The organism is Cryptosporangium aurantiacum (assembly GCF_900143005.1).
Lineage (GTDB): Bacteria > Actinomycetota > Actinomycetes > Mycobacteriales > Cryptosporangiaceae > Cryptosporangium > Cryptosporangium aurantiacum.
Genome location: NZ_FRCS01000003.1, coordinates 304,853 through 326,590 on the forward strand (window position 1 = coordinate 304,853; position 21,738 = coordinate 326,590).

Consider the following 21,738-nt stretch of genomic DNA (forward strand, 5'->3'; position numbering starts at 1 on the left):
GCGTGGACTTCGTCAGCCTGCGGGCCGCAGGCGTAGGGCAGCTCCCCTACTCCCTCCGAGTCCTGGCCGAGCATGTCTTGCGCCACGGCGGCGAGCGGCCGGGGAGCAACTGGCCACGCTCACCAGCGGCACCGGCACGATCGATTTCCGCCCCCGTCGGCTGTTACTCCAGGACGCCTCCGGCCTGCCGGTGCTCGCCGACCTCGTCACGCTGGCCGAGACCGTCGCGGTGACCGGTGGAGACGTGAACCGGATCGCGCCCCGGCTCCGCATGGATCTCGTCGTCGACCACGCGTTGGAGGTCGATCACGCCGGCACCGCCGACGCCGCCGACCGCAACCTCGCCCGTGAACTGGAGCGGCACGGCGACCGGTACCGGTTCCTCCGGTGGGCGCAGAAACGGTTGCCGGGGTTGCGGGTGATCCCGCCCGGCGTCGGCATCTGCCACCAGCTCAATCTCGAGATCCTGGCGGATGTCGTCACCACGGACAGCCCACGCGACGGCCGCCGGCTGGCAGGCTTCGACTCGGTGCTCGGCACCGACAGCCACACGACGATGATCAACGGCCTCGCGGTGGTCGGCTGGGGCGTCGGAGGAATCGAAGCAACCGCCGCCGCGCTGGGAGAGCCGATCGTCCTGCGTGTACCGCCGGTGGTCGGCGTCCGGATGACCGGGCGGCTCTCGCCCGGAGTGCTCGCGGCGGACACCGCGCTGCCCTTGGCCACCCTGCTGCGGGCACACGGCGTGGTCGGGAAAGTCGTCGAGTTCTGCGGGCCGGGGCTCGCCGGTCTGGAGGTACCGGACCGCGCCACTATCGCCAACATGGCGCCGGAGTACGGCGCGACCATGGCCTTCTTCCCCGCCGACCGGGCGACGCTCGCCTACCTGCGCACCACCGGCCGCCCGGAGCACCAGGTGACGCTCGCCGAGTCATTTCTGACCGCCCAGGACATGCTGGTCGGTCCGGAATCACCCGAGCCGGAGTTCGCCGAGACGCTGGAACTGGACCTCTCGACGGTCAAGCGGACGGTGGCCGGCCCTTCGCGGCCGCACCAGCGGCTCGCGCTCCCTGAGGTGCCGGCGAGCGCCGGCCCGGTCGCGACCCACGACCGGGGCTTGCGAGACGGCGACGTGGTGATCGCCGCCATCACGAGTTGCACCAACACCTCGAATCCGCGGGCGATGGTGGCCGCCGGGCTGGTGGCCCGCAACGCGGTCGCGCGTGGCCTGACCGTGCCGCCGTGGGTCAAGACCTCGCTCACACCAGGCTCCCGGGCCGCGTCCCGCCTGCTGCGCGACACCGGTCTGCAACCGAGCCTCGATCGCCTCGGGTTCCAGCTCGCCGGGGGCCGCCGTCACCGTCCGGATCCGTTCCGGCGACGGAAGCGTTCGCGAACGCACCGCGGTGAGCCGGGTGGAGACCGCGGCCGAGTCGGGCTGGCTGCGTGCCGGCGGTCTCCTCCCCGGCCTGGTCGCCGCGGCGCGGACGCGAAGGACTGAGACGTCAGACCGCGACTCGCGTTACCGTCGGCACCCACGCCGCGATCCGGTTCCAGAGCGCACGGCGCTCACTGGCGAAGTTGTGGCAGTGATGCGACCCGGGAACCAGGTACACCTCGATATCGCCGGTCGCGCGGTAGCCGCCCGGCTCCAGGTGAGGGTCGGGCGAGACGTCCAGCCCGGCTCCGAGACCGAGGAAGACCGGGACGTCGACCTGGGCGGCATATCGTTGCACGTAGCCAGGGGTGGTGACCTCCGACGCCGCCCGGACCGGTACCCGGGACTCCGCAGCGTCGTCCGCCGCGATGACCTCGGGCGGCACGTCGGGGGCGTGGAAGATGTGGTGCAGATTCCCGCGGGGCACCACGCACGAGACCTCGCCGGATTCCACCCCGTTCATCTTCCGGAAGATCGCCTCGGACTGCTCGATGCGAGCCGCGAGATCGGTGGCGTCGGTGGTTTCCTCGTACACGTTGGCGATCTGAACGCCGTACCCCAGCAACACCACCGCGTCGTAGGCGCCGGCTGTGGCCTGAACCATCGTGGTCAGGCACGATCCCATGGAGTGACCCACACCGATCAGCGGCACCGTTAACGGCGGCAGTCCGTCGGCCAGGGTTCCGGCCCGCAGCCGCTCGGTGAGCTGCGCGGCGACGGCGGCGTCACCGCGCGCCAGCAGTTCCAGCCCCACCGGACCGGCGGACGTCGGATCGCTACTGTCGCCCACGCCCAGATGGTCCAACGCGATGACGAGATACCCCTGGCCGGCTAGGTGTTCGGCGAAGCTGTATCCCGGGTGCCCCGGCACCTCGAGGTGCCAGTACCGCTTGTCGTAGGTTCCGCCGGCCAGGCAGAGCAGAGCCGCTACCGCCTTCTGCGGCTCGGGTGGGGTGAACAACCACGCGGCCTGGGTCAGCGTGCCCCCCGCGCCGACCTGCCCGGTGACGTCGAAGACCAGTTCCTGTGGCGCCATTGCCGCTCCTAGCCGCTCGAAAAGTGAGGTAACTGAGTACACCTAGTTTGAAGATAACATGTGTTATCGATAGCGTGGAGAGGAGATCGCCTAGCGCAGGCGGCGGGTAGAAAGGACGGTGTGCGCGCCCCCGCGGTCAGCCGCGAACAGATCATCGCCGCAGCAGATGCGGTCGCCCGCCGCGACGGCCTCGACCGCCTCACCGCCCGCGCACTCTGCGCCGAGCTGCGCCTCACGCCGCCGGCGATCTACCGGCACTTCGCCACCATGGAGCTGATCGTCGACCAGGTCGTCGACGACGTGATCGGGCGCGTCGACCTTCCCGGCCCCGAGGTCGGCGACTGGGCGGATCGGCTACGGGCCTGCTTCCTAAGCGTTCACGACGTCATCACGGACTATCCCGGCCTGGCGGCCCGAATGGGCCGGCACCTGCCGTACGGCCCTTCCGGCGCGCGCAACGCCAGATTCCTGCACGATCTGCTCGCCACCGCGGGCGTCGCCGACGAGAATCGGCAGAAGATCTTGTACGCCGTTTTCGTCTATGTGTGGGGTCATCTGCTGGCCGCCGACGCCGCCGCCGTCCTGTTGGACTTCAACGCGCGCGCCGCGCACGGCAGGGAACAGTTCCTCTGGGGCCTCGACCACCTGTTGGACTCGTTCCGCCGGCTCGGCGCCTAGGGCGTGTTTCATAACCCAGTCGTTGATGGCTGTGATGGTCAGGACGGCGCGCTTGTCGTAGCGGGTGGCCACTGCGCGGTGGCGTTAAGCTGCCCTTGCCTGGCCGCAGACCAGACACCAGAGACCTCGCCAGCTATCGATCACCACCACGCCGGGACCTCACACCCGCGACGCCCCTCTCAAACACGCCTACCGCACCGGCGGTTGGTGATCGTGCCGCCGCCCCTGGCTCCGCTGATGGATGTCGCGTATACGCCCACGTCGCGGTGGAGTCCACCCACAGGTCCCAGGTGATCAACCCCGCCGCCCGCAACGATGAGGATCAAGACCGAGCCACCGGCCCACTGCCAGCGACGGAACAACCCGCCACGGCACACCCACCCGTATCAGTCTGCTTGGTCGCTGACTGACCTACCGGAGACCTCGCCACGTCTCGACGACCGACACTCCGCACACCCCATCTGAAACACGCTCCAGCGCGCCGCTCAGTCGCCCAGCACCCTCTCAGTCGCCCAGCGCCTCGACGACCGTCCGGATCAATCGCCAGGCACGCTCCGCGAACGCGGTGACTTCGGCCGGGCCGGCGACTTCCTCCGCGGAGATCCAGGCGGCGAGCAGGTTGAGGGTCCCGCCGGCGAGGAACTGGGCTGCGTCGTTCCGAAGGGCGTCCTCGATCGCCGGTTGGCGGACGGCGATCAACTCCGCGAAACGTTCGGCGAGATACCCCGCGACCTCCTCGCGGCTGCGCCCGAACGGGCTGGCCTTCCCGACCAACCGGCCGTAGAGCCAGCGCAGCCGATTCACCTCGGTGAGCAACGCGAGCATGACCGGCGGCACCCCGTCGTCGCCCTTCACGGCGGGCGGGGCGGCATCGAGGAGCGCCCGCAGATCCTCCCTGACCGCGTCGGCGATCAGCTCGTCCGGACTGCCGTAATGCAGGTAGAACGTCGGCCGGCTGACCTTCGCCGCGGTGGTGATGTCGGTGACCGACAGATCGCCCGGATCCCGCTCGCGGAGGAGCCGGCGTACCGCCTCCCGGAGCAGTTCGCGGGTGCGCGTCACTCGCGGATCGATCGCCCGGGACTCGAGATGCATGTCAGCCATGGTGATCACTCCGTTACCGACCCTTTAGACGACAGGTGTAGCTTACACAACAGTCGTTAAGAAGGAGTCCTGACGTGGCAATCGACGTGTCATCACCCGCGCCGACCAGTTTCGAACCACGGCATGTATCGAGAAGGCCGAGCCGATGGAAACCGTTGCTCGGCGTCCTCGTCCTGCCGCTGTTCTTTCTCGTCGCGCTGCCGGCCGTTTACCTCGGCGCACTGCACCAACCCGCACCGCACGACATGCGGGTGGCCGTCATCGGCAGTGGGACCCCGGCCGGCAATCTCGCCACCGGCCTGGCCGCGCAGGTCGGCGACTCGTTCGAGGTCGAGACGCTGGGCACCGTGGAGCAAGCGCGGTCCGCGCTGCGGCACCTGGAGATCCGCGCGGCGTACGACCCTGCCACCGCAACCGTCTACGTCGCCAGCGCGGGGTCCGCGGCCGGGGCAAACGCCGCGGAGCAGCTTTTCACGAAGGTCGCCGCGCAGACGGACAAGACCCTCACGATCGAAGACGTCGTGCCGCTACCCGCCAGCGACCGGATCGGCGTCAGCCTGATTTTCCTCGGGCTGGCCGCGGTCGTCGCGGGCTTCCTCACGGCCACCGTCCTGAACGTCGCCGTTCCCGGCCTCTCCATCCGACGCGAACTCGGCTACCTGGCCGGAGCCGCCGTGGCCGCTGCCGTCATCCCGATGTTCACCGCGTACTGCGTCTACGGCGTGTTCGACAGCGCGATTCTCGGCACCGGGGCGCTCCTCGCGGCGATCTGCTTCGTCACCGGCGTCTTCCACGCCGGCGGTATCCGGCTGATCGGTCCGGCAATGGTGATGGTGACCGTGTTCTTCACGGTCATCCTCGGCGTGCCCGCTTCCGGAGCCGCGGTTCCGCGCGACATGCTGCCGGACTTTTTCGACTGGCTGAACCCGCTTCTGTCCACACCCGCGGCACTCGACGGCCTGCGTCGCGTCCTGTACTTCGACGGCACCGGGATCGGCCGGAACGTCGTCACGCTGGCGATGTGGGCGCTCATCGGTTTCGGGCTGCTCGCGTTGAGCACGCTCAAGTCGCCGAAGCCTGAAGGGGCGCCCGGCCCGTTCGCGGGCCTCACGGACGACAGCGAGACTCCGCTGGACCCGGCCGCGGCGAAGCTCAAGCAGCGTCGGGTGACTGCGGGCGTGCTCGTCATGCCGCTGTTCTTCGTGATCGTCCTGCCGCTGTCGTTCATCGGCGCTCTGCACTCCCCCACGCCGTACCACCTGAAGGTCGCCGTCATCGGCTCCGGAGAACCGGCCACGACGATGATCAAGGCGATCGAGGCGCGCGCGGGCGACGGCCTGGACGTCAGCCGCGTGGACACCGTCGCGGAAGCCCAGCGCAAGCTGAAGAATCTCGATCTGCGTGGCGCCTACGACCCGGCGACCGGCGACCTCTACCTCGCCTCGGCCGGCGGCACTCAGGCTTCGGCCACCGTCACGTCCGTGTTCACCACCGTCGCCCAGGCCTCCAAGGCGACCGTTACCACCCACGACGTGGCGCCGTTGTCCGCTCACGACCCGCTGGGTACGAGCCTGCTCTATGTCGGCATCGGCGCGATCCTGGCCGGCTTCACCACGGGGATCGTCGTCTCCATCGCGGTTCCCGGGTTGGGCACGGCCGGAAAGCTCGCGACCCTCGTGGTGATGAGCGCGGTGGCGGCCGGCGTGGAGACGCTCTACGGCTGGGTGGCCTTCGACGCCTTCGACGGACAGGCGGGCCCGGCCGCGCTGATGCTGTTCGGGCTGGCGCTGGTCAGCGGTCTTCTGACGATCGGCGGAATCCGGGTCATCGGGCCCGCGATGGTTCTCGTCTCGATCCTCGTCCTGATCCTGCTCGGGGTACCCGCCTCCGGTCTGGTCGTCCCGCTGGACCTGACTCCGCCGTTCTACGGAATCGTCCATAACGTGCTGCCCACCGCGAGTGGCCTGGACGGGCTCCGGCGCATCGTCTACTTCGACGGCCACGGCATCGGCGGAGACGTGCTCACGATGGCGCTCTGGGCCCTCGGCGGGCTCGGGCTGCTCGTGCTGGGCCACTGGCGGCACGACAAGGGCTCCGACGACGCGATGCACGACGCCGAACTCCTGGAAGACACCGCAGCGGCCGCCACGGCCGCGGCCGCAGCCGGCTGATCCCACTGCTGGCCCCCGGCGAAAGCCGCTTCGCGCCGGCCCGCGGCTACCGCGGGCCGGCGCACGGCTGTCCGGACGATTTCACGGCCGGTCGGCGATCATCTCGCGCCGCCAGCGACGAGGACTCCAGACGTCCTGGTCCTCGCCCCAGCCCTGCTGTCCGTCGAAGTCCCACGTGGTCATGCCGCACCAGGTGAGCATGCTGGGATAGGGGGTGAAGGCCATCCGGCTGACGACGGTACCGCTGGCGTGCAGCGATCGGCCGAGCTCGTCCCGGGCCTCGATCACCACGGCGGCGGGACGGCCCGCAGCGTCGCGGTCGACGCGGCGTTCGCCGGACTCGAGCTTCGCCCAGACCCCGTCACGCATTAGGTAGCCGCTCCAGACCCGGTCGATACCCGTCGTATCGAGACCGAAGATCGCGAGGAACGCGCTGGTGGCCGACGCGGTGCCGTAGGCGTAACCGACCCGGCGTTGACGGTGATCGCGGCGCGGACCCCAGGCGCGGTCGCGGATCGCGTAGCAGTCCACGGGGCTGCTCTCGCCGTGCAGGACCATGGTGCCCGTGACGTGCCCGGGTTGGTCGAGGTGGCCGCCCTGCGCGAACAGCGCGGACTCACCGCCCGGAACGGAGCGGCCGCATGAGCGCCTCGTACCGCAGGTCGAGGACGAGTTCGTCGCTCCGGTAACCGATTTCGAACGTGCGGCCGGGACGGACGCTGCGCAGCCGGATGCCGTCCGACAGCGTGACATCGCGCAGGTCAGGCAGCGGATCCGGAAGGGGAAGGTGGTTCTGCCAGTGCCGGACCGTCAGCTCCCAGGGCAACTCGCCGCTGGCGTCGTAGACCGTCACTCCACCGAACTGGATACCGAGGTTGGGACGGAAGATCGGATAGACGTAGCCGAGCAGGCGGCGTTCGGGGACCAGCCAGCTGAACCACACCGTCTCGGTCCACAGTGGCTCATCGGCCGGGAACGGGTGGAACTGGTCGTCCGCTTCGAACACCTCCCACCCCGGTTCGTCGTGGGGAGCCGTCTCCAAGGTACCGATGGGGGCCTCCTCGATCCGTGCGGAGTGCTGCCGGACGATGGCGACGTTTCCATGGATCTGATACACCGTCAATTATTCTGTCGACGCGAGTGCGGCGTGGAGAATCTCCGCCTGGGACCGGATCTGAGCGTCCAGCGGGGCACCGTCGCGCTCGAATCCCTCGCGCCGGGCGGCCGACAACACCAGCATCATCACGAGCGAACCGGCGACCCCGACGGGGTGGCCGCCGGACACTGCGACCGACAGCACGTGCGTCAGCCGCTTCATCGCGTTCAGGAGCACCCGGAACACCCGCGGGTCCTCATCCCTGGACGCCACGACGATCGTTTCGAGCAGACCCCGTCGATCGGCCCAGAAGTCGTAGAACGCCCGCACGAACTCTTCGGTCTTCTCCTTATTTACCTGGTCACGCACCAGAGCGGCGGCCAATGCCGTGACGTCCTCGAACTGGACCATGTGGCGCTCGGCGACTTCTGCGACCGCGGTCGGCACGTCCGGGAAGTAGTGGTAGAACGTGGCCGGCGACAGACCGGTCGCCTGGGCGACGTCGCTGACCGCGACGCTCGCGCAGGGCGCGCGGAGGCAGCGCCGCTCCACCTCCTCCAGCAGCCGTTGCCGGGTCCGGCGCCCTTTCGCCCCGGCCCGGCCGGTCGCGGTCCTCGCACTCGCGGCGGGCAATCTGGCAACCTCGCTCATCGGTGCACCCCTTCCGTCTTCGGCTCAAAAACTGATTATGCGTCAGTTCTAGGTACCATCCAAGCCACGCCGACTGCGGGAGGATCACCATGGAGAGCTGGATCGGCCGTGCCGACGAGATCGCCCGGGCGCTGGCCGTGGACGAGGTCAGGTTGGTCCCGGTACGCGCCGGTGCGTCCCGGGAGGCGTACCGGGTCGAGTCACCGGCCGGGGAGGGCATCGCGTTCCTGCGTGCCGATCCGCCAACCGGTACCGGAGTGATGGCAGGCACCCACCTGACGCTGGACCGGGAAGCGACGGTCCTGATCCGGCTGCACGAGCTGGGGTTCCCCGTGCCGGCGGTGCTGGCGACTTTCCGGGATCCGGCCGGCACCGTGCTCGATCTCGTGCCGGGAACCAGTAGTCCCGACGCCGAAACCGTGGAACGGGTGGCGCCCGACTACCTGGCGACGCTGGCCCGACTCCACGCCGCCGACCCGCACGAGTTCGATCTGCCGCGATACGCGTCCACCACCGAGGCGATCGAGGCCGACCTGCGCTGGTGGACCGATCGGGCGGTCACCACCGGGGTGGATCGGCAACCGGTGATCCGGCTCGCGCTGCGCGTGCTCGCCGAGCGGGTGCCCGACGATCCGTCACCACCGGCCCCGGTGCACGGCGACGCAGGTCCGGGCAACTTCATGGTCCACGAGAACCGGGTTTCCGGCCTGCTCGACTGGGAGCTCTTCCACGTCGGCGACCCCCACGAAGACCTGGCGTGGATCTGGATGCGAGGGGCCCACACCGAGTTCGGAGACTTCGCGACCCGGTTGAGCGAGTACGAACGCTTCGCCCCCCGGCCCGTGGACCGGTCGCGACTCGACTGGCACACCGCCTTCGTCATCGCCAAGTCCGTCATCAGCCTGTGGATCGGCGTCACCACCACCCCCTCCGGAGGCGACGCGTTACTCAGCGTGATTCCGCAGCTCGCCTACGACGCGCTTCTCGGGTCGGCCCTGGTCCGGCTCCAGGGCGGCTCGCTCCGGCTGCTCGAGACACCGGCGACGCCGTCCGAGAGTGCGGTGACCCGTCTCGTCGACCAGCTCGCCACGACGCTGGGCGAAACCTCCCGGCGAACCTCGGTCGTCGTCGACCACCTACGCCGTCACGCCGAACTCGAGAACTGGCGGAGCAGCGCGCTCGCGGCCGGCCTCCGGGACCTGGCCGGCGCCGACAAGACCGGCAACGGCCCGATCGATCTGATCGAGCTCGTCGACACCGCCGGCTCGACCCAGCTCCCGGCTCTGACGCGTCTCGTCGCGGCTGCGGCGGACCGCGAGCTGCGCAGCCAGCCCTACTCCGAACGACTGGTGCAGCGAGCCCAGCGCAACGGACTCGGTATCTGACGGTCAGCGACAAGAATCGCCTGGCCGGGTCTGCGTCTGCTTCAATTTTCTGACGCTGCATACACGAAAACGCCTGTCCCGGACCGATCAACGAGACCGCCGCGGACACCACCGCGAGCACCAGGACGTACTCCCACCCGTCCTTGAAGACGAAGAACCCGTTCCGGCGATGCGCCGCGATGCCGGCGACGACCATCGGACCGATTGCCGCCGCACACGCGAGCGGTGTCAGCAGACCCACTATCAGCCCCAGGCCCGCGGCAACCTCGGTGGCGACACTCGCCCAGGCATGGACGCGGCCCGGACGGAGCCCGAGGCTCTCGAACCAGCCGGCGGTGCCGGCGATCTTCCCCCCGCCGAACAAATGGTTCCACGCGTGCATGAGCATGGTCGCCCCGACGACGACCCGGATCAGCAGCACGCCGACGTCCGTTGCGCTCATGAGGGGCTCCTTCTGCGGCGGCGGTACCTGCGCGGAAGACTAGTGCACGCGCTGTCAGATCAGCGTGGAGAGATTCGCTTGTCTGAGCCGCAGTTGGGTAGACGCGACCGTCAGATTCGCATACCGTACCCTGCTGAGGCGTTCCCTTGCCGGGGTGCCGGGCACCGGCGAGAGGTGAAATGGTGAGCGACGAAGTACAGGTGGAATACGCCGACGGGGTCGTGGTGGTTACGATCAACCGCCCGCAGGCCCGCAACGCGGTGAATCAGGCCGTCTCGCGGCAAGTGGCCGACGCTCTCGCGGGACTGGACGCCCGCGACGACCTCACGGTGGGCATCATCACCGGCGCTGGCGGTACTTTCTGCTCCGGTATGGACCTGAAGGCGTTTCTCGCCGGCGACGACGTCACCGTCCCCGGTAAGGGTCTGGCCGGGCTCACCGAGGCACCGCCGCGCAAACCGTTGATCGCGGCCGTCGAGGGCTGGGCCCTGGCCGGTGGCTGTGAGGTCGCCCTGGCCTGCGATCTCATCGTGGCCAGCGAGGAGGCCAAGTTCGGCATCCCCGAGGTCAAGCGGGGCCTCGTGGCCGGAGCAGGAGGGTTGATCCGGCTCCCCCGTCGTATCCCGGAGGGGATCGCACTGGAACTGGCGCTGACCGGCGACCCCCTCCTGGCGACCGACGCCCACCGGCTCGGTCTGGTGAACACGCTCACCCCGGCCGGTGGCGCGCTCGCCGGGGCCAAGGCACTCGCCGCCCGGATCGCGGCCAACGGTCCGCTGGCCGTGGCGGTCACGAAGCAGATCATCGTTCAGTCGCCGGACTGGACCGCCGAGGACCAGTGGCGGCGCCAGACCGTTCTGATGGAGCCGGTGTTCTCCTCGGCGGACGCGAAGGAAGGCGCCCTCGCCTTCACCGAGAAGCGCACGCCGGTCTGGACCGGGCGCTGAAGCCGCACGGCCGTCCGCGGACCGGTGGCACCGCCTGCTCCCGCCGCCGGCGTACGGTCACGAGGTGAGTGTCGGAAGCCTGCGCTCGAGCGGGCCGGGCGCGGGGCCTCTCCCCGGTCCGGTACCGCACGAGCCAGACCTGACGCCGGGCACCATCCGGCGGACGAGCACGGTCGACATGCTGCGCCCCGGCGGCCTGGGCGACCCGTCGCTGGTGATCGTGGCCGAGGCACGCGACCTGCTTTCCAAACGCGAGCTGCACCGTGCCCGGCTCACGGCCGGCGTCCGGTACGACGCCACCCGGGAGCTGACGGCGCTGTCGGCCGAGCCGCCGCGCGAGGGCACGGACGCGCTGCTCGGCCGATCGGGGCCGGCGAACCGGTGCCGCTCCGGTCGGGTCCGCCCGCGCCGACCGTCGATGGCGCTCCGCTGCCTCCGCTCGGGATGCGGCGCCGTCGCCGGATCGACGTCCGGCCCCGCGTCGGCCAGGTGGACGTCCGCGCGATGTTCCGAGACACCTACAGCGACCCGGACGGGCTCGAAACCGTACTCCACGAGTACGAACTCTCCGCGCTCCTGGACGTCGATTCCCTCGTAATTACGCAGATCGAGGCCGTTCCCCGGGTCCTGCCGGCGCCGGAATGCCCGTGGGCCGCGGCCAGCGCCGGCCGGCTCGTCGGCATCCCGGTCTCCGAACTGCGCACGAAGGTCGGGCGGGAACTTCGCGGCACCACGACCTGCACCCATCTCAACGACCTGCTCCGGTCGATCACGGACGTCCCGGCTCTCCTCGGCTACTGACCCCCCGGCTACTGGGCTCCTCCGGCTACTGGGCCGATCCCACGGATCGCTCGGCCGGAGCGGACAACGTTAAGCGTCCGTTCCGGACGGTCGCGCCGAGGAGGCCGGTGTCGACCCCGGCCCGGGCCGCCGACACCTCCACGAAGGCGACGTCTTTACCCAGGTAGGGCGCGGCCATGGTCGCGAACCGTTCGACGCTGCCCAGCGCGCGCAGGTGACCCAGCGCGGTGCTGGCCGCGCTGGACACCGACAACGCGGCCAGCAGGTCTTCCGGCGCCACACCGAGCGCTTCACCGAGTTCGACCGCGCTGACGGCGATTTGTGCGTGGGCGGCGAAGGTGAGGTTGTTGACGAGCTTGACGGCGGTCGCGCTCCCGACGTCCCCGGTGCGCACGACCGTTGACGCGTACGCCGCGAGCGCCGGTGCCGCGCGGGAAGCCGCTTCGGCGTCGCCGCCCATCAGCACCGTCAACTCTCCGGCGAGTATCGAGGCCGAGGTGCCGCTGATCGGTGCGTCGAGCACGGTGATCCCGGCCGACGTGCCCCGGGCCGCGAGCCGCCGGATCCCGTCCCAGGACACCGTGGCGTGCTGCACGAGCACCGTGCCCGCAGAACCGTGCGCGAGGAGGTGCTCGGTGATCTCCTCGAGCTGCGCCTCGGAGAACGGGCAGACGATCAGCAGGTCAGCGCTCGCCGCGACCGCCGCCGGGGACGGCTCGATCACCGCGCCCAACGCGCGGAACCGCTCCTGGGTCTCCGGCCGGCGCGCGAAGAGGTGGACGGGAAAGCCCGCGGCCAGCAGCCGTTCCACCATGGGGCCGCCCATCGAACCCGCTCCGATGAACCCGACGGGTCCGCGTTGATCGACGCTCATCGCGGGCTCAGCCGACCTGGAGCGCGCGCTCGGGGCAGGCACCGGCGCCGAGCCGCGCGGCCGCCTCCTGGCCCGGGAGCACCGGGGTGTCGGTGGGGACATCGATGAAACCGTCCGCATCGAGCGGGTAGATCTCCGGGGCCTGCGCATTGCACTGCGCGTGCCCCTGGCAGAGGTCGTTCCGCACGAGAATCCTCATTTCCGGCCCTTCGTCGTTCCTCGCGAGTACATCCGATTCCTGTCCCGCCTCGGTCATCGGTCGTCGACCCGGTCTGCCCCGGCCGACACGTACGGCGGGACGATCGGGTTCTCGAGCGGCCCTGGGGTGAACCGAACCGGCAAATGCTTGACCGCGTAGACGTCCCCGGCGTCGGGTAACCGCTCGATCGGGCCGTCGACCCGGACGTCCGGCATGCGCCGGAGGGTTTCGCTGATCATCGTCTTGAACATCACCCGTGCGAAGTTCGAGCCGAGACACCGGTGGACGCCGAGCGCGAACCCCATGTGGCGGTTGCTGGGCCGGTCCAGGACGATCTCGTCGGGGCGGTCGAAGACGGCCGGATCGCGGTTGGCCGCGGCGTACATCAACATCACCCGATCGCCCTCGCGCAACTGCTTGCCGTGGAACTGGGCGTCCCTGGTGACGACCCGGGCGAGTCCTTGCGTGGGGGTGTCGTGCCGGAGGAATTCCTCGGCGGCGGCGTCGAGCACGGCCGGATCCTCGATCAGCCGGCGGCGCAGCGCGGGATCGGCATCGATCCGGAGCAGCGCGTTTCCGGCCAGGCCGGCGGTGGTGTCCATGCCGCCGAGCAGGAGCAGCACCGCGATCCCGCTGAGTTCTTCGTCGTCGAGGGGGATGCCGTCGACCTCCGCGGCCATCAGGTCGCTGAGCAGTCCGGGGCGTCGTGCGTCGCGGCGCACGACGATCTCCTGGGCGATCGTCCCGTAGATGTGTGCGGCCGCCGCGATGGTTTTCTCCATGTCGCTGGCGCGGTCGTGAACCAGCGCGTGAAGCCAGGAGATCCAGTCCGGCCACCGATCCTCGTCGAAGCCCAGCAACCGGAGGACCCAGCGTGCCGGCAGCGGTGTGAAGAGATCTTCGGCCAGGTCGGCGGTACCCCGTTCGATGAACGCGTCGATGAGGCTGTTGGTGATCGCGGTGAGCTCGGCCCGCTGATTTTCGGCCGCGGTCGGCGACATCGCGGGAAGCAGGAGCTTGCGGTATTTCTGCAACCTCGGCGGGTCGAGGTCGATCGGAATGAAAGGCGGGGGGTTCGCGCTCGGAGGAATCGATTTGGCGGGATGGTTGCTGAATAATTCCGGATCGCGAATGGCGTCGAAAACCGCGTCGTACGACGTGACGAACCAGAACCCGTCCCAGGCCGACGTCTTGGCAACCGGACTACGCTCGCGCAGCTCCGCCAGCCGCGCGTAGTTGTGTTCGCGAAATTCTTCGCCGTGGTGATCGAGGTTCGTGTCGAACGAATCGGTCTCACCGAGTGCAATCACCGCTGACCCTCGCTCCCATAAGTGATCACGCCGTCATATATAGCGTTGTGACGTCAGTCACGTCAATAGTCATGCCAGATATCGACCGACGTTTTCACCGTTCCGTAGCGCGTCCCATCGCTTTCGGGCCAACCGATCAGCCTCCCTCGTACACTAGTCGGACCTTCGTCGAGCAGGCTATTTACCGAAGAGCGGCGGGTGGCCCAGCAGGCCGGCCTTGGCCGTCAACCCGACGATCGAGCGGGGGCATGGTCGACACCATGTACGGTCCGATTAAGACGCCTAGTCAGAAATTAACCTTGCAGGGCTGGCAACGCCGCTCGACGAAGAGTGCCCCCGCGCAATTTTCCTACGGCACGTAGACGTTGTCCGGCAAGAACAGGATCCTGATCAGGACGAGCGGAATGGTCAGGCAAACGGCGTACATTACGTTGAGGCCGACGATCCAGGCGACGACCCGGTGAACCTGTCGGACAGCGACCGCAGTTCCCTGCGCCGGGACACGACAGACGCGTTCGAACCAGGTCCGGCCGTCAGCGCCACGCCGGTCGAGACTGAAGACCACCAACGGTGCGAACAACACGAACGGGAACGCGGGATAGAGCAGCGGCAAGCCACCCTTGCTGGTGTGAATCGCCGGACCGATCGGATGCAGGTACTGGTACCAATTCGTCAGATAGGAAGCCAGGTCGGCGGTCAGAAGATTCCAGAGATAGAAGGGCACCAGCGCCGTGCACGCGAGTACCAAGAGATAGGGTGCGCCGGGCCAACGGCGTCGGGCCCAGGCGAATACGGCCAGAATCGCCGGAAACGCTCCGGCGTAGAACCAGCCGTAGCCGGCCAGGACATAGACCGGCTTGTTCGGTGTGTTGAACGAACCGGGACCCCACGGCAGTAGATGCAGCTGCGGGTTGTAGTAAAGGTAGGCGCCCCAGTCGGCGTAGAACTCCTGCCAGAACATCGTGAAGCACGCGATGAACAGCAGCGCCGCAGTGGAGGGCTCACCGCGTTTCCACCACCGGTGGGCCAGCACACCGGCCACGACAGCGAATACGACCCATCCGCCGATCTCCATCAGCCACGGCAGACGGACGGACGACAGCGGATTACCCGGCTGGGAAACTATGGTGACAGTCGGCATCGTTGCCTACTTCCGGCGCGGTCCTGGTGTGAAAATGACGGGGAGATGGCGCAGGGCGTGCACTTCACCGGCATCGGAGAATCGGACCGGCTCACCGGCCAACCGGAAGTCCGGCAACCGGGTCAGGATCTCGTCGATCATCACTTTGAACATCTCGCGTGCGAGATTGGAGCCCAAGCACCGGTGTTTGCCGACGCCGAAAGCGAGGTGCCGCTTGTTCTCGCGGTCGAAATCGATCTCGTCGGGGTTCTCGAACACCGCCGGATCCCGGTTGGCGCCCGCCCACATCAGCAGCGCCCGCTCACCGGCTTTCAGCGACTGACCGGCCATTGTCGCGTCTTCGGTGACGGTGCGGGCCAGGCCCAGCGTCGGCGTGTCGTGCCGGAGGAACTCTTCGGTGGCAGCGGGCAGCAGCGACCGGTCGTCGATCAGTCGCTGCCGCAAATTCGGCTGCACGCAGAGTTGCAGGAGTGAGTTGGACGTCAGACCGCTGGTGGTATCCATGCCACCGAGCATCATGAGGAATCCGTACATGGTGATCTGGACGTCATCGAGAGGTACGCCGTCCACGGAGCCGTGGACGATACGCGCGTAGAGGTCGGACGTGGGTGCTGCCTCGCGGCGGCGCTCCATTTCGGTGCCGAGCTCCGTGAGCAGACTCCCCGCAGCCGTCATCGCCGCGTCCAGATCGTGGGCGCGGTCGTGGATGACCAGGTGCACCCGTTCGACCCAGGATCGCCAGGTGGATTCGTCGAAGCCGAGCATCCGCAGCATGAGGCGAGCGGGCAGTGGGGTGGTGAGTTCCTGGACCAGGTCGCACTCGCCGCGCTCGATGAACGCGTCGATCAGCTCCGTGGCGATCTCACGCATGTCCGGCTGCAAGGACTTCACGGTGCCCGGGGAGAAGGGCGTCATGGTGATCGCCCGTAGTTGCTGGGTCTGCGGCGGGTCGCTCTCGATCGGCAAAATCGGGAAGGGCATACCCGAGGCCGGTATTCCGACTGACTCGGCCGAACTGAATCGTGCGTCGTCCTTCGCGGCTTCGAAGACCGAGGCGTAGTCAGTGAGCACCCAGAAGCCATCATGCGCGGAGGAATGCAGTACCGGGCCGCGTGATCGCAGTTCGGCCAGCGCCTCATGCGGATGGTCGCGAAACGTCAGGGAGTGGTGATCGAAGTCGACGTCGCCGCTGCCGACTGCCTCGTCGCGGCTTTCTGATGTGGTCATGATGCGGTCGCTCCTTCCGAACTGCCGTGCGCCAAGGAATTCAGTGATCGGCGAAGAAACGAGTTTGCTGGCGGCCTGCACCGGCGTGGCGACGTCCATACGCGGGTGGGGCGCGGAGATTTGCGCGTCTCGTGTCGAGAGACACTACTAAGACACCTGTCAACATGGAACCCTGCGGCTCTCTGTATCGATACTCCGCCGGTAAGCTGCGCTTGATGGAACTCGAACGCGGTGCGCTCCCACCGGACCGGTCGCCCGAGCGATGAGCACATCGGACGTCAGCGCGGCGACGGAGCCAACACGAACCGGCGACACCACCGCCCTGCCAGGACGACGCCGGGCTCCGTATCCGGTGAGCCCGATCATCGGACCGGCAGGCAACCGTGCCTGCGCGGAGATGATCTCCGCCGCTCGGATGCTGTTCGCGGAGCGCGGCTACCATGCGACGAGCACCACCGCGATCGCCGAGGCCACGGGGCGCTCGGACACCGCCTTCTATCAGTATTTCTCCAGCAAGCGCGCTCTTTACCAAATGTTCTTCGAGGAGCTAGGTCAGGAGCTGCTCGAGCACTTCGACCGCATTCCCGACTTCGGCTCGGACGAATCGGGCCTGGCGACGCTGCGAGGCTGGCTCGCCCAACTAGGCCTGATCTTCCGCTCGCATTCGGCGGCGTTCCTCGAGTGGCCGTCCCCTGGGATCGACGAGCCGGCCTCCGACAATCCTCAGGAGCCTTACTTCGCGCGCTTCGTCGCCGCCATGCGGAGCGTCGTGGGAGGCGCGGATCTGGACGGGCTGGAGGTCAGAACGGTAACGCTCGCCACGGCCAGTCTGGTGGCCTACTCGAACGTGGTTCTCGACACCCGGCACCGAGTGACCGGTCATCTCTTTGATTCGTTCGACGAATTGGACGAGGTGCTGGCCCGCATGATGCACCGGGCGCTCTTCCCTTCCTCAGTCCCGCCATCAGACGTCGGCGGCGGATCGCAATCCGCAGAGCCGCCTCTCGAGACCGAGGAAACCCTTCTTGGGCTGCGCAAACCTGTCACGCGTCGCGCGCGGCCCACCATCGACCGAGTGCTGGCCGGCGCGGAGAGCGCCTTCCTCCGCAAGGGGCTCGCCGGTACCAGCGTGAACGAGATCATCGAGGCCGCCGGCGTCGGACACGGAACCTTCTACACGTACTGGAGCGACCGAACAGCGATCTTCGAGACGATGATGCATCGCGCTGCGACTGCAGTGCGTGCGCACCTCGCCGCACTCGTCGAGACCAACAGCCCGGCGGGACTGGAGACGTGGTTGGCCGGTTGGCTCGACGTCGTGGAGCGCCATGGCGCGACACTGCACATCTGGACCTCGGAGATCGTCGACCTCCCACCGCTTCAACCGCTGGGAGCAGAGATGGACGAGTACCTGTGGGAGGTTGCCGGTCGGCTCCTGGGAGCCAACCCAGTCCTCCGGCAACTCGACCGTCGGGCTGCCACGGCGGCGCTCTGGGCACTCCTCATGGAGTTCCCCTATTCCGCGTGGCGGCGCAACCCGGTCCTGACCCGCGCCGAAGTGCTTCACGCACAACGATGGCTCCTCGGGCGTGGCTATTTGGGGTGGGCCGGCTAGTGGGCCTGTTCCGCCCTCGCCGCAAGGCTCTTCAGCATGTCTTTGACGCCCTTGAGCGCGATCTGATCGATCATGAAACCCGGTAGCGGCCACTTGATGTCGAGGTCCTGCGTGACCGTCACCTGACAGGCCGCCCCGGTCGCAGCTGTGACCGTGCAGATGAAGTCGTTCTTGGTCATCACGTCGCCCTCGACCAGGTGATACTCGAACTGGCCGTCCCGCGGGTAGTTGTAGCCCACGACGTACGTTGCCTTCTGTCCCATGGCCGAGACGTACGTCCTGGTCCGGACCGGTCGGCCCTGCGGGTCCGCTTGCAGTATCTCGATTTTTTCGACCTCCTTCTGCCAGCTGGGATGGTCCTCGACCTTCAACAGAAGGTCGAGGATGACCTCGGGGGACGCCTCGATCGAGACTGACCTGGTCACACTGGACATGCGCTCCTCCTGACACCGATCGACTGAACTGTGACACTGCACTTAGTTGACGCTTTCGTCAATGGGTTCTACGTTGTCCAAATCATGGAGGGGCCAACGCTTCCGGCCCTCTGCGGCTCGACCCGTAACCGCTCGCGGACAGGCAGAATGGGGCAGCGTTGCCATGGGAACGCCTACAGAGACCACCAGCCAGCTCGGCGAACTTCGCATGCTCATCGATGGCGCGCTGACCACCGCTTCGTCCGGGCGGACTTTCATGAACGTCAACCCGGCGACGGAGCAGGCGCTCGGCGTAACCGCCGACGGCGGACCACTCGATATGGACCGCGCCGTGGAAGCGGCACGTCGCGCGTTCGACACGACGTCCTGGGCAACCGACCACGCGTTCCGGCAACGGTGCCTGCGACAACTGCAGCAGGCACTGGACGACGACCGCGAAGCGTTCCGCAGCGAAGTGATCGCCGAGGCCGGAGCCCCGATCGCCATGACCTATGGCCCCCAGCTCGACTGGCCGATCGACGACGCTGTCCGCTGGCCCACCGACCTGATCAGCGACTATCCGTGGGAGCGGCACTTACCTGACAGCGAGCTGTTCGGCATGCTCAGCCATCGCCTGGTCTGGAAGGAAGCCGTCGGAGTCGTCGCGGCGATCTGCCCGTGGAACTTCCCCGTGGAAGTCTTGCTCAACAAGATCGGGCCGATCCTGGCGACCGGGAACACCGTCGTGGTCAAGCCGGCGCCCGATACGCCATGGAGCGCCACGCGACTCGGCCGCCTGGTGGCGGAGCGGACGGACATCCCCGCCGGCGTCCTCAACATCGTGCCCACGAGCAGCAATCAGGTCGCCGAGCAACTGGTTCTCGACCCACGCGTCGACATGGTCTCGTTCACCGGCTCGACAGCGGTCGGGCGGCATATCGCCGCTACGGCGGGTCCGCAAATGAAACGGCTCTTCCTGGAACTGGGCGGAAAGTCGGCCATGCTGGTGCTGGACGATGCCGACTTCGCGTCGACCGTGCCGGGTGCGTCGCTGATGTGCATGCACGCCGGACAGGGGTGCGCACTTCAGACGCGCCTCCTGGTTCCGCGGGCACGCTACGAGGAAGCCGTCGACCTGGTCACGGGGGCCTTCGCGGGACTGGGGTGTGGCGACCCCACCGATCCGAGCACGATGTCAGGCCCGCTGATCAGCGCGAAGCAGCGCGACCGAGTTCTCGGCTACATCAAGACCGGCGTTCAGGAGGGTGCCCGCATCACCACCGGTGGTGGGGTCCCCAAGCGTTTTGAACGCGGTTTTTACGTCGAACCTACGGTATTCGCCGACGTCGACAACACGATGACGATCGCGCGTGAGGAGATCTTCGGCCCAGTCCTCGTCGTGATCCCGTTCGAGGACGATGACGATGCCGTCCGGCTGGCGAACGACAACGACTACGGTCTTTCAGGCGCCGTCTTCGGCGGCGACCGGGATCGCGCCCTTGCCGTCACCCGCCGATTGCGGACCGGCAGTGCGATGGTCAACGGCGGGTTGTTCTACGGCGCCGATGCCCCCTTCGGCGGCTACAAGGCCTCGGGAATCGGGCGGCAGAACGGAGTCGAAGGCTTCGAGCAGTATCTCCAGACCAAGAGCGTCGGCTATACCGATGCGATCGACGACTAGCGCTGCTCAGAAGCACCGCTTCCGCACGATGGAGAGCGATGCTCTTGTCAGCCGGTCGCCACGGTGCCGTTGAGCAGGCCGCGCCGGAGTACCGCGAGCATCATCTCGACGACCTCGTCGTCGGAGGCGGGACCTCCCTGCTCCTCCGCCGCTACCGGTAGTCGGTCTAGTACACCCAGGAACACGGCGGCGGCGACGTCGAGGTCGAGCGCGTACGAGCGCTCGACCTGCCGGAGCAACCGCAGGCACGCGTCCCGCATGGCCGCATTGGACCGGACCGCCGCATCCAGCAGGTCAGGGTCGGTGAACTTCCCCTCCGACCAGATCTGGATCACTCCGCGGTAGCGCCGGTGGAACGGCACGAACTCGTGGAGCCAGGCGCGCAGCGCATCGTCGGACCCTGCTTCCAGGTCGACCGCGGCGAGCTTCTCGACCAGTACACCGGCCGCAGACGCCGTATCCGCCGAGAGCCGGCGCAGTAGGTCCAGCTTGTCGTCGAAGTACTTGTAGAACGTCGCGCGAGCGAAGCCGGCGGCGGCAACGAGGTCGTCGACGCCGGTAGCGTGGTAGCCCTTCTCGGCGAGCAAGCGCGTCCCGGCGGCCAGAATCTCGTCGACGGTGGCGGTTGCGCGCCGACTGAGTGCGGTGGTCGGAGTGCCCGGGCGCGCGGTGGCCGGCGTCGGTACGACCGAGACCGAGGCTCGCCGCCGTCGAGCGGTCCCGTCCGACGGCGGTAGCGCGGCGAATGCTTCCGGCGGCGTGTCCGGGAACAGCATCAGCTGCATCAGCACCGCGAAGCCGTCGATCGCCTCCTCGACGTCCGGCAGGGGGTCGTAGTGGCGGTGGCGGAAGAAGTTGAATCGCTGGGTCAGGCTGATCAACGCGAGCGCAGCGTCGTCAACCGCCATGCCCTTCACGTCGCTGGCCGCCAACCGCTCGGCGATCCGGGCGTTGTACTTGCTGATGTAGCCGACGATCAGGGGGCGCGTACTCGTACCGGGAGCGTCGATGTTCGTCCACTGCACGAAGATCGTGGCGTACTTGTCGTACACCCACGCCCACTCGCCGAGCCACCAGTGCAAGTTGTCGAAGCCCTCGGCGGTCGGGCCCAGCGGCCCCAGCCGCCGGACCACTCGTGACAACGCCGCTCCGCACTCCTCGAGCAGCTCTACGAAGATCTGTTCCTTGCTCTCGAAGTACTGATAGACCGTCGCCCGGGACGTGGCGGCGCTCTTGGCGATACTGTCCACCGAGGTTCCGTGAAACCCTTCGGTCTCGAACAGCCGCAGCGCCGCCTCGACGATCCGGGCCCGAGTCTGGGCACCACGCTGACCGACGACCGGGCTCGAAGGCCAGTAGCCGTCTCGGCGCAGAAACTCTCCCTCTGACATCCTGTTCAGGATAACCCGGATCAATCTCCCGGCCGCTGCGGGCACCGGTGCGCCAGGGGGTGCACTGACACGCATGGCCGAGCGCATCAGTTTCTGACTAGTTGTCTATCGCGCTTCGGCAAGCGGTGCGGGCTGAGC

20 protein-coding genes and 1 pseudogene are annotated in these 21,738 nt (G+C 68.0%); 8 read left to right on the plus strand and 13 right to left on the minus strand.

Going from position 1 to position 21,738, the window contains the following annotated elements:
• Nucleotides 1–190 precede the first annotated feature (190 nt).
• A complete protein-coding gene (locus tag BUB75_RS12290; protein WP_073256037.1) occupies nt 191–1,501 on the plus strand; it encodes an aconitase family protein in 1,311 nt (436 codons plus the stop codon).
• A 4-nt stretch (nt 1,502–1,505) separates the two neighbouring features.
• Here the strand turns inward: BUB75_RS12290 and BUB75_RS12295 are convergent, their stop codons facing one another.
• Nucleotides 1,506–2,474: an alpha/beta hydrolase gene (locus BUB75_RS12295; RefSeq protein WP_073256040.1), complete on the minus strand. Its 969-nt coding sequence runs from the start codon at nt 2,472–2,474 to the stop codon at nt 1,506–1,508.
• Nucleotides 2,475–2,594: 120 nt separating this feature from the next.
• On the opposite strand from BUB75_RS12295, the gene BUB75_RS12300 reads away from it, so the two are divergent.
• Nucleotides 2,595–3,152 (plus strand): TetR/AcrR family transcriptional regulator, encoded by a 558-nt coding sequence (locus BUB75_RS12300; protein WP_073256043.1) that lies wholly within the window; start codon nt 2,595–2,597, stop codon nt 3,150–3,152.
• Between the two features lie 504 nt (nt 3,153–3,656).
• Here BUB75_RS12300 and BUB75_RS12305 read toward each other — a convergent pair.
• Nucleotides 3,657–4,256 (minus strand): TetR/AcrR family transcriptional regulator, encoded by a 600-nt coding sequence (locus tag BUB75_RS12305; RefSeq protein WP_143175165.1) that lies wholly within the window; start codon nt 4,254–4,256, stop codon nt 3,657–3,659.
• A 155-nt stretch (nt 4,257–4,411) separates the two neighbouring features.
• Here BUB75_RS12305 and BUB75_RS12310 point away from each other — a divergent pair, with 155 nt between their 5' ends.
• Nucleotides 4,412–6,427 carry a hypothetical protein gene (locus BUB75_RS12310; protein WP_073256048.1) on the plus strand — a complete coding sequence of 672 codons (2,016 nt, stop codon included), beginning with the start codon at nt 4,412–4,414 and terminating at the stop codon, nt 6,425–6,427.
• 81 nt (nt 6,428–6,508) lie between these two features.
• Here BUB75_RS12310 and BUB75_RS12315 read toward each other — a convergent pair whose 3' ends face one another.
• The 3 genes from BUB75_RS12315 to BUB75_RS12325 are packed head-to-tail and all read right to left on the minus strand — an operon-like array spanning nt 6,509 to nt 8,174.
• Nucleotides 6,509–7,036 (minus strand): DUF7065 domain-containing protein, encoded by a 528-nt coding sequence (locus tag BUB75_RS12315; protein WP_425430880.1) that lies wholly within the window; start codon nt 7,034–7,036, stop codon nt 6,509–6,511.
• A 7-nt stretch (nt 7,037–7,043) separates the two neighbouring features.
• Nucleotides 7,044–7,544: a hypothetical protein gene (locus tag BUB75_RS12320; protein ID WP_143175166.1), complete on the minus strand. Its 501-nt coding sequence runs from the start codon at nt 7,542–7,544 to the stop codon at nt 7,044–7,046.
• 6 nt (nt 7,545–7,550) lie between these two features.
• Complete coding sequence (locus tag BUB75_RS12325; RefSeq protein WP_143175167.1) at nt 7,551–8,174, minus strand: TetR/AcrR family transcriptional regulator; 624 nt, start codon at nt 8,172–8,174, stop codon at nt 7,551–7,553.
• 89 nt (nt 8,175–8,263) lie between these two features.
• On the opposite strand from BUB75_RS12325, the gene BUB75_RS47035 reads away from it, so the two are divergent.
• Complete coding sequence (locus BUB75_RS47035) at nt 8,264–9,559, plus strand: phosphotransferase family protein (protein WP_073256060.1); 1,296 nt, start codon at nt 8,264–8,266, stop codon at nt 9,557–9,559.
• A gap of 178 nt (nt 9,560–9,737) precedes the next feature.
• Here the strand turns inward: BUB75_RS47035 and BUB75_RS48475 are convergent.
• Nucleotides 9,738–10,001 (minus strand): annotated as a pseudogene (locus BUB75_RS48475) (DoxX family protein); the annotation flags it as partial.
• Between the two features lie 182 nt (nt 10,002–10,183).
• Between BUB75_RS48475 and BUB75_RS12340 the strand changes: the two are divergent.
• Both BUB75_RS12340 and BUB75_RS12345 read left to right on the plus strand, forming a co-directional pair.
• Complete coding sequence (locus BUB75_RS12340; RefSeq protein ID WP_073257159.1) at nt 10,184–10,948, plus strand: crotonase/enoyl-CoA hydratase family protein; 765 nt, start codon at nt 10,184–10,186, stop codon at nt 10,946–10,948.
• A gap of 381 nt (nt 10,949–11,329) precedes the next feature.
• A complete protein-coding gene (locus BUB75_RS12345; RefSeq protein ID WP_073256063.1) occupies nt 11,330–11,749 on the plus strand; it encodes a DUF2889 domain-containing protein in 420 nt (139 codons plus the stop codon).
• A 25-nt stretch (nt 11,750–11,774) separates the two neighbouring features.
• Here the strand turns inward: BUB75_RS12345 and BUB75_RS12350 are convergent, their stop codons facing one another.
• The 5 genes from BUB75_RS12350 to BUB75_RS12370 form a co-directional block, all read right to left on the minus strand.
• Nucleotides 11,775–12,623, minus strand: a complete 849-nt coding sequence (locus BUB75_RS12350) for an NAD(P)-dependent oxidoreductase (RefSeq protein ID WP_073256066.1) — start codon at nt 12,621–12,623, stop codon at nt 11,775–11,777.
• Nucleotides 12,624–12,630: 7 nt separating this feature from the next.
• Entirely contained in the window at nt 12,631–12,822 is a 192-nt protein-coding gene (locus tag BUB75_RS12355; protein WP_073257161.1) for a ferredoxin, read from the minus strand.
• A gap of 53 nt (nt 12,823–12,875) precedes the next feature.
• Nucleotides 12,876–14,132 carry a cytochrome P450 gene (locus BUB75_RS12360; RefSeq protein ID WP_084740947.1) on the minus strand — a complete coding sequence of 419 codons (1,257 nt, stop codon included), beginning with the start codon at nt 14,130–14,132 and terminating at the stop codon, nt 12,876–12,878.
• Nucleotides 14,133–14,481: 349 nt separating this feature from the next.
• A complete protein-coding gene (locus tag BUB75_RS12365) occupies nt 14,482–15,273 on the minus strand; it encodes a hypothetical protein (protein ID WP_218617459.1) in 792 nt (263 codons plus the stop codon).
• Nucleotides 15,274–15,279: 6 nt separating this feature from the next.
• Nucleotides 15,280–16,500: a cytochrome P450 gene (locus BUB75_RS12370; protein ID WP_073257167.1), complete on the minus strand. Its 1,221-nt coding sequence runs from the start codon at nt 16,498–16,500 to the stop codon at nt 15,280–15,282.
• Nucleotides 16,501–16,852: 352 nt separating this feature from the next.
• Here BUB75_RS12370 and BUB75_RS12375 point away from each other — a divergent pair, with 352 nt between their 5' ends.
• Nucleotides 16,853–18,115: a TetR/AcrR family transcriptional regulator gene (locus BUB75_RS12375; RefSeq protein ID WP_178379845.1), complete on the plus strand. Its 1,263-nt coding sequence runs from the start codon at nt 16,853–16,855 to the stop codon at nt 18,113–18,115.
• Here BUB75_RS12375 and BUB75_RS12380 read toward each other — a convergent pair.
• On the minus strand, nt 18,112–18,549 hold the full coding sequence (locus BUB75_RS12380; RefSeq protein ID WP_073256072.1) for an SRPBCC family protein: 438 nt from the start codon (nt 18,547–18,549) through the stop codon (nt 18,112–18,114). The two genes, BUB75_RS12375 and BUB75_RS12380, sit on opposite strands and share 4 nt — an antisense overlap.
• 163 nt (nt 18,550–18,712) lie before the next feature.
• Here BUB75_RS12380 and BUB75_RS12385 point away from each other — a divergent pair, with 163 nt between their 5' ends.
• Nucleotides 18,713–20,209, plus strand: coding sequence for an aldehyde dehydrogenase family protein (locus BUB75_RS12385; RefSeq protein WP_073256075.1), 1,497 nt, complete (start codon nt 18,713–18,715; stop codon nt 20,207–20,209).
• A 47-nt stretch (nt 20,210–20,256) separates the two neighbouring features.
• Here BUB75_RS12385 and BUB75_RS12390 read toward each other — a convergent pair whose 3' ends face one another.
• Nucleotides 20,257–21,600, minus strand: a complete 1,344-nt coding sequence (locus BUB75_RS12390; protein WP_073256078.1) for a TetR/AcrR family transcriptional regulator — start codon at nt 21,598–21,600, stop codon at nt 20,257–20,259.
• Between the last annotated feature and the right edge of the window lie 138 nt (nt 21,601–21,738).

Bases quoted from the DNA above. Each gene is read 5' to 3' on its own strand.
- BUB75_RS12350 (WP_073256066.1), bottom strand. From the start codon at position 12,623: ATGAGCGTCGATCAACGCGGACCCGTCGGGTTCATCGGAGCGGGTTCG.
- BUB75_RS47035 (WP_073256060.1), top strand. From the start codon at position 8,264: ATGGAGAGCTGGATCGGCCGTGCCGACGAGATCGCCCGGGCGCTGGCC.
- BUB75_RS12390 (WP_073256078.1), bottom strand. From the start codon at position 21,600: ATGTCAGAGGGAGAGTTTCTGCGCCGAGACGGCTACTGGCCTTCGAGC.
- BUB75_RS12370 (WP_073257167.1), bottom strand. From the start codon at position 16,500: ATGACCACATCAGAAAGCCGCGACGAGGCAGTCGGCAGCGGCGACGTC.
- BUB75_RS12325 (WP_143175167.1), bottom strand. From the start codon at position 8,174: ATGAGCGAGGTTGCCAGATTGCCCGCCGCGAGTGCGAGGACCGCGACC.
- BUB75_RS12295 (WP_073256040.1), bottom strand. From the start codon at position 2,474: ATGGCGCCACAGGAACTGGTCTTCGACGTCACCGGGCAGGTCGGCGCG.
- BUB75_RS12305 (WP_143175165.1), bottom strand. From the start codon at position 4,256: ATGGCTGACATGCATCTCGAGTCCCGGGCGATCGATCCGCGAGTGACG.
- BUB75_RS12365 (WP_218617459.1), bottom strand. From the start codon at position 15,273: ATGCCGACTGTCACCATAGTTTCCCAGCCGGGTAATCCGCTGTCGTCC.
- BUB75_RS12355 (WP_073257161.1), bottom strand. From the start codon at position 12,822: ATGAGGATTCTCGTGCGGAACGACCTCTGCCAGGGGCACGCGCAGTGC.
- BUB75_RS12380 (WP_073256072.1), bottom strand. From the start codon at position 18,549: ATGTCCAGTGTGACCAGGTCAGTCTCGATCGAGGCGTCCCCCGAGGTC.
- BUB75_RS12385 (WP_073256075.1), top strand. From the start codon at position 18,713: ATGGGAACGCCTACAGAGACCACCAGCCAGCTCGGCGAACTTCGCATG.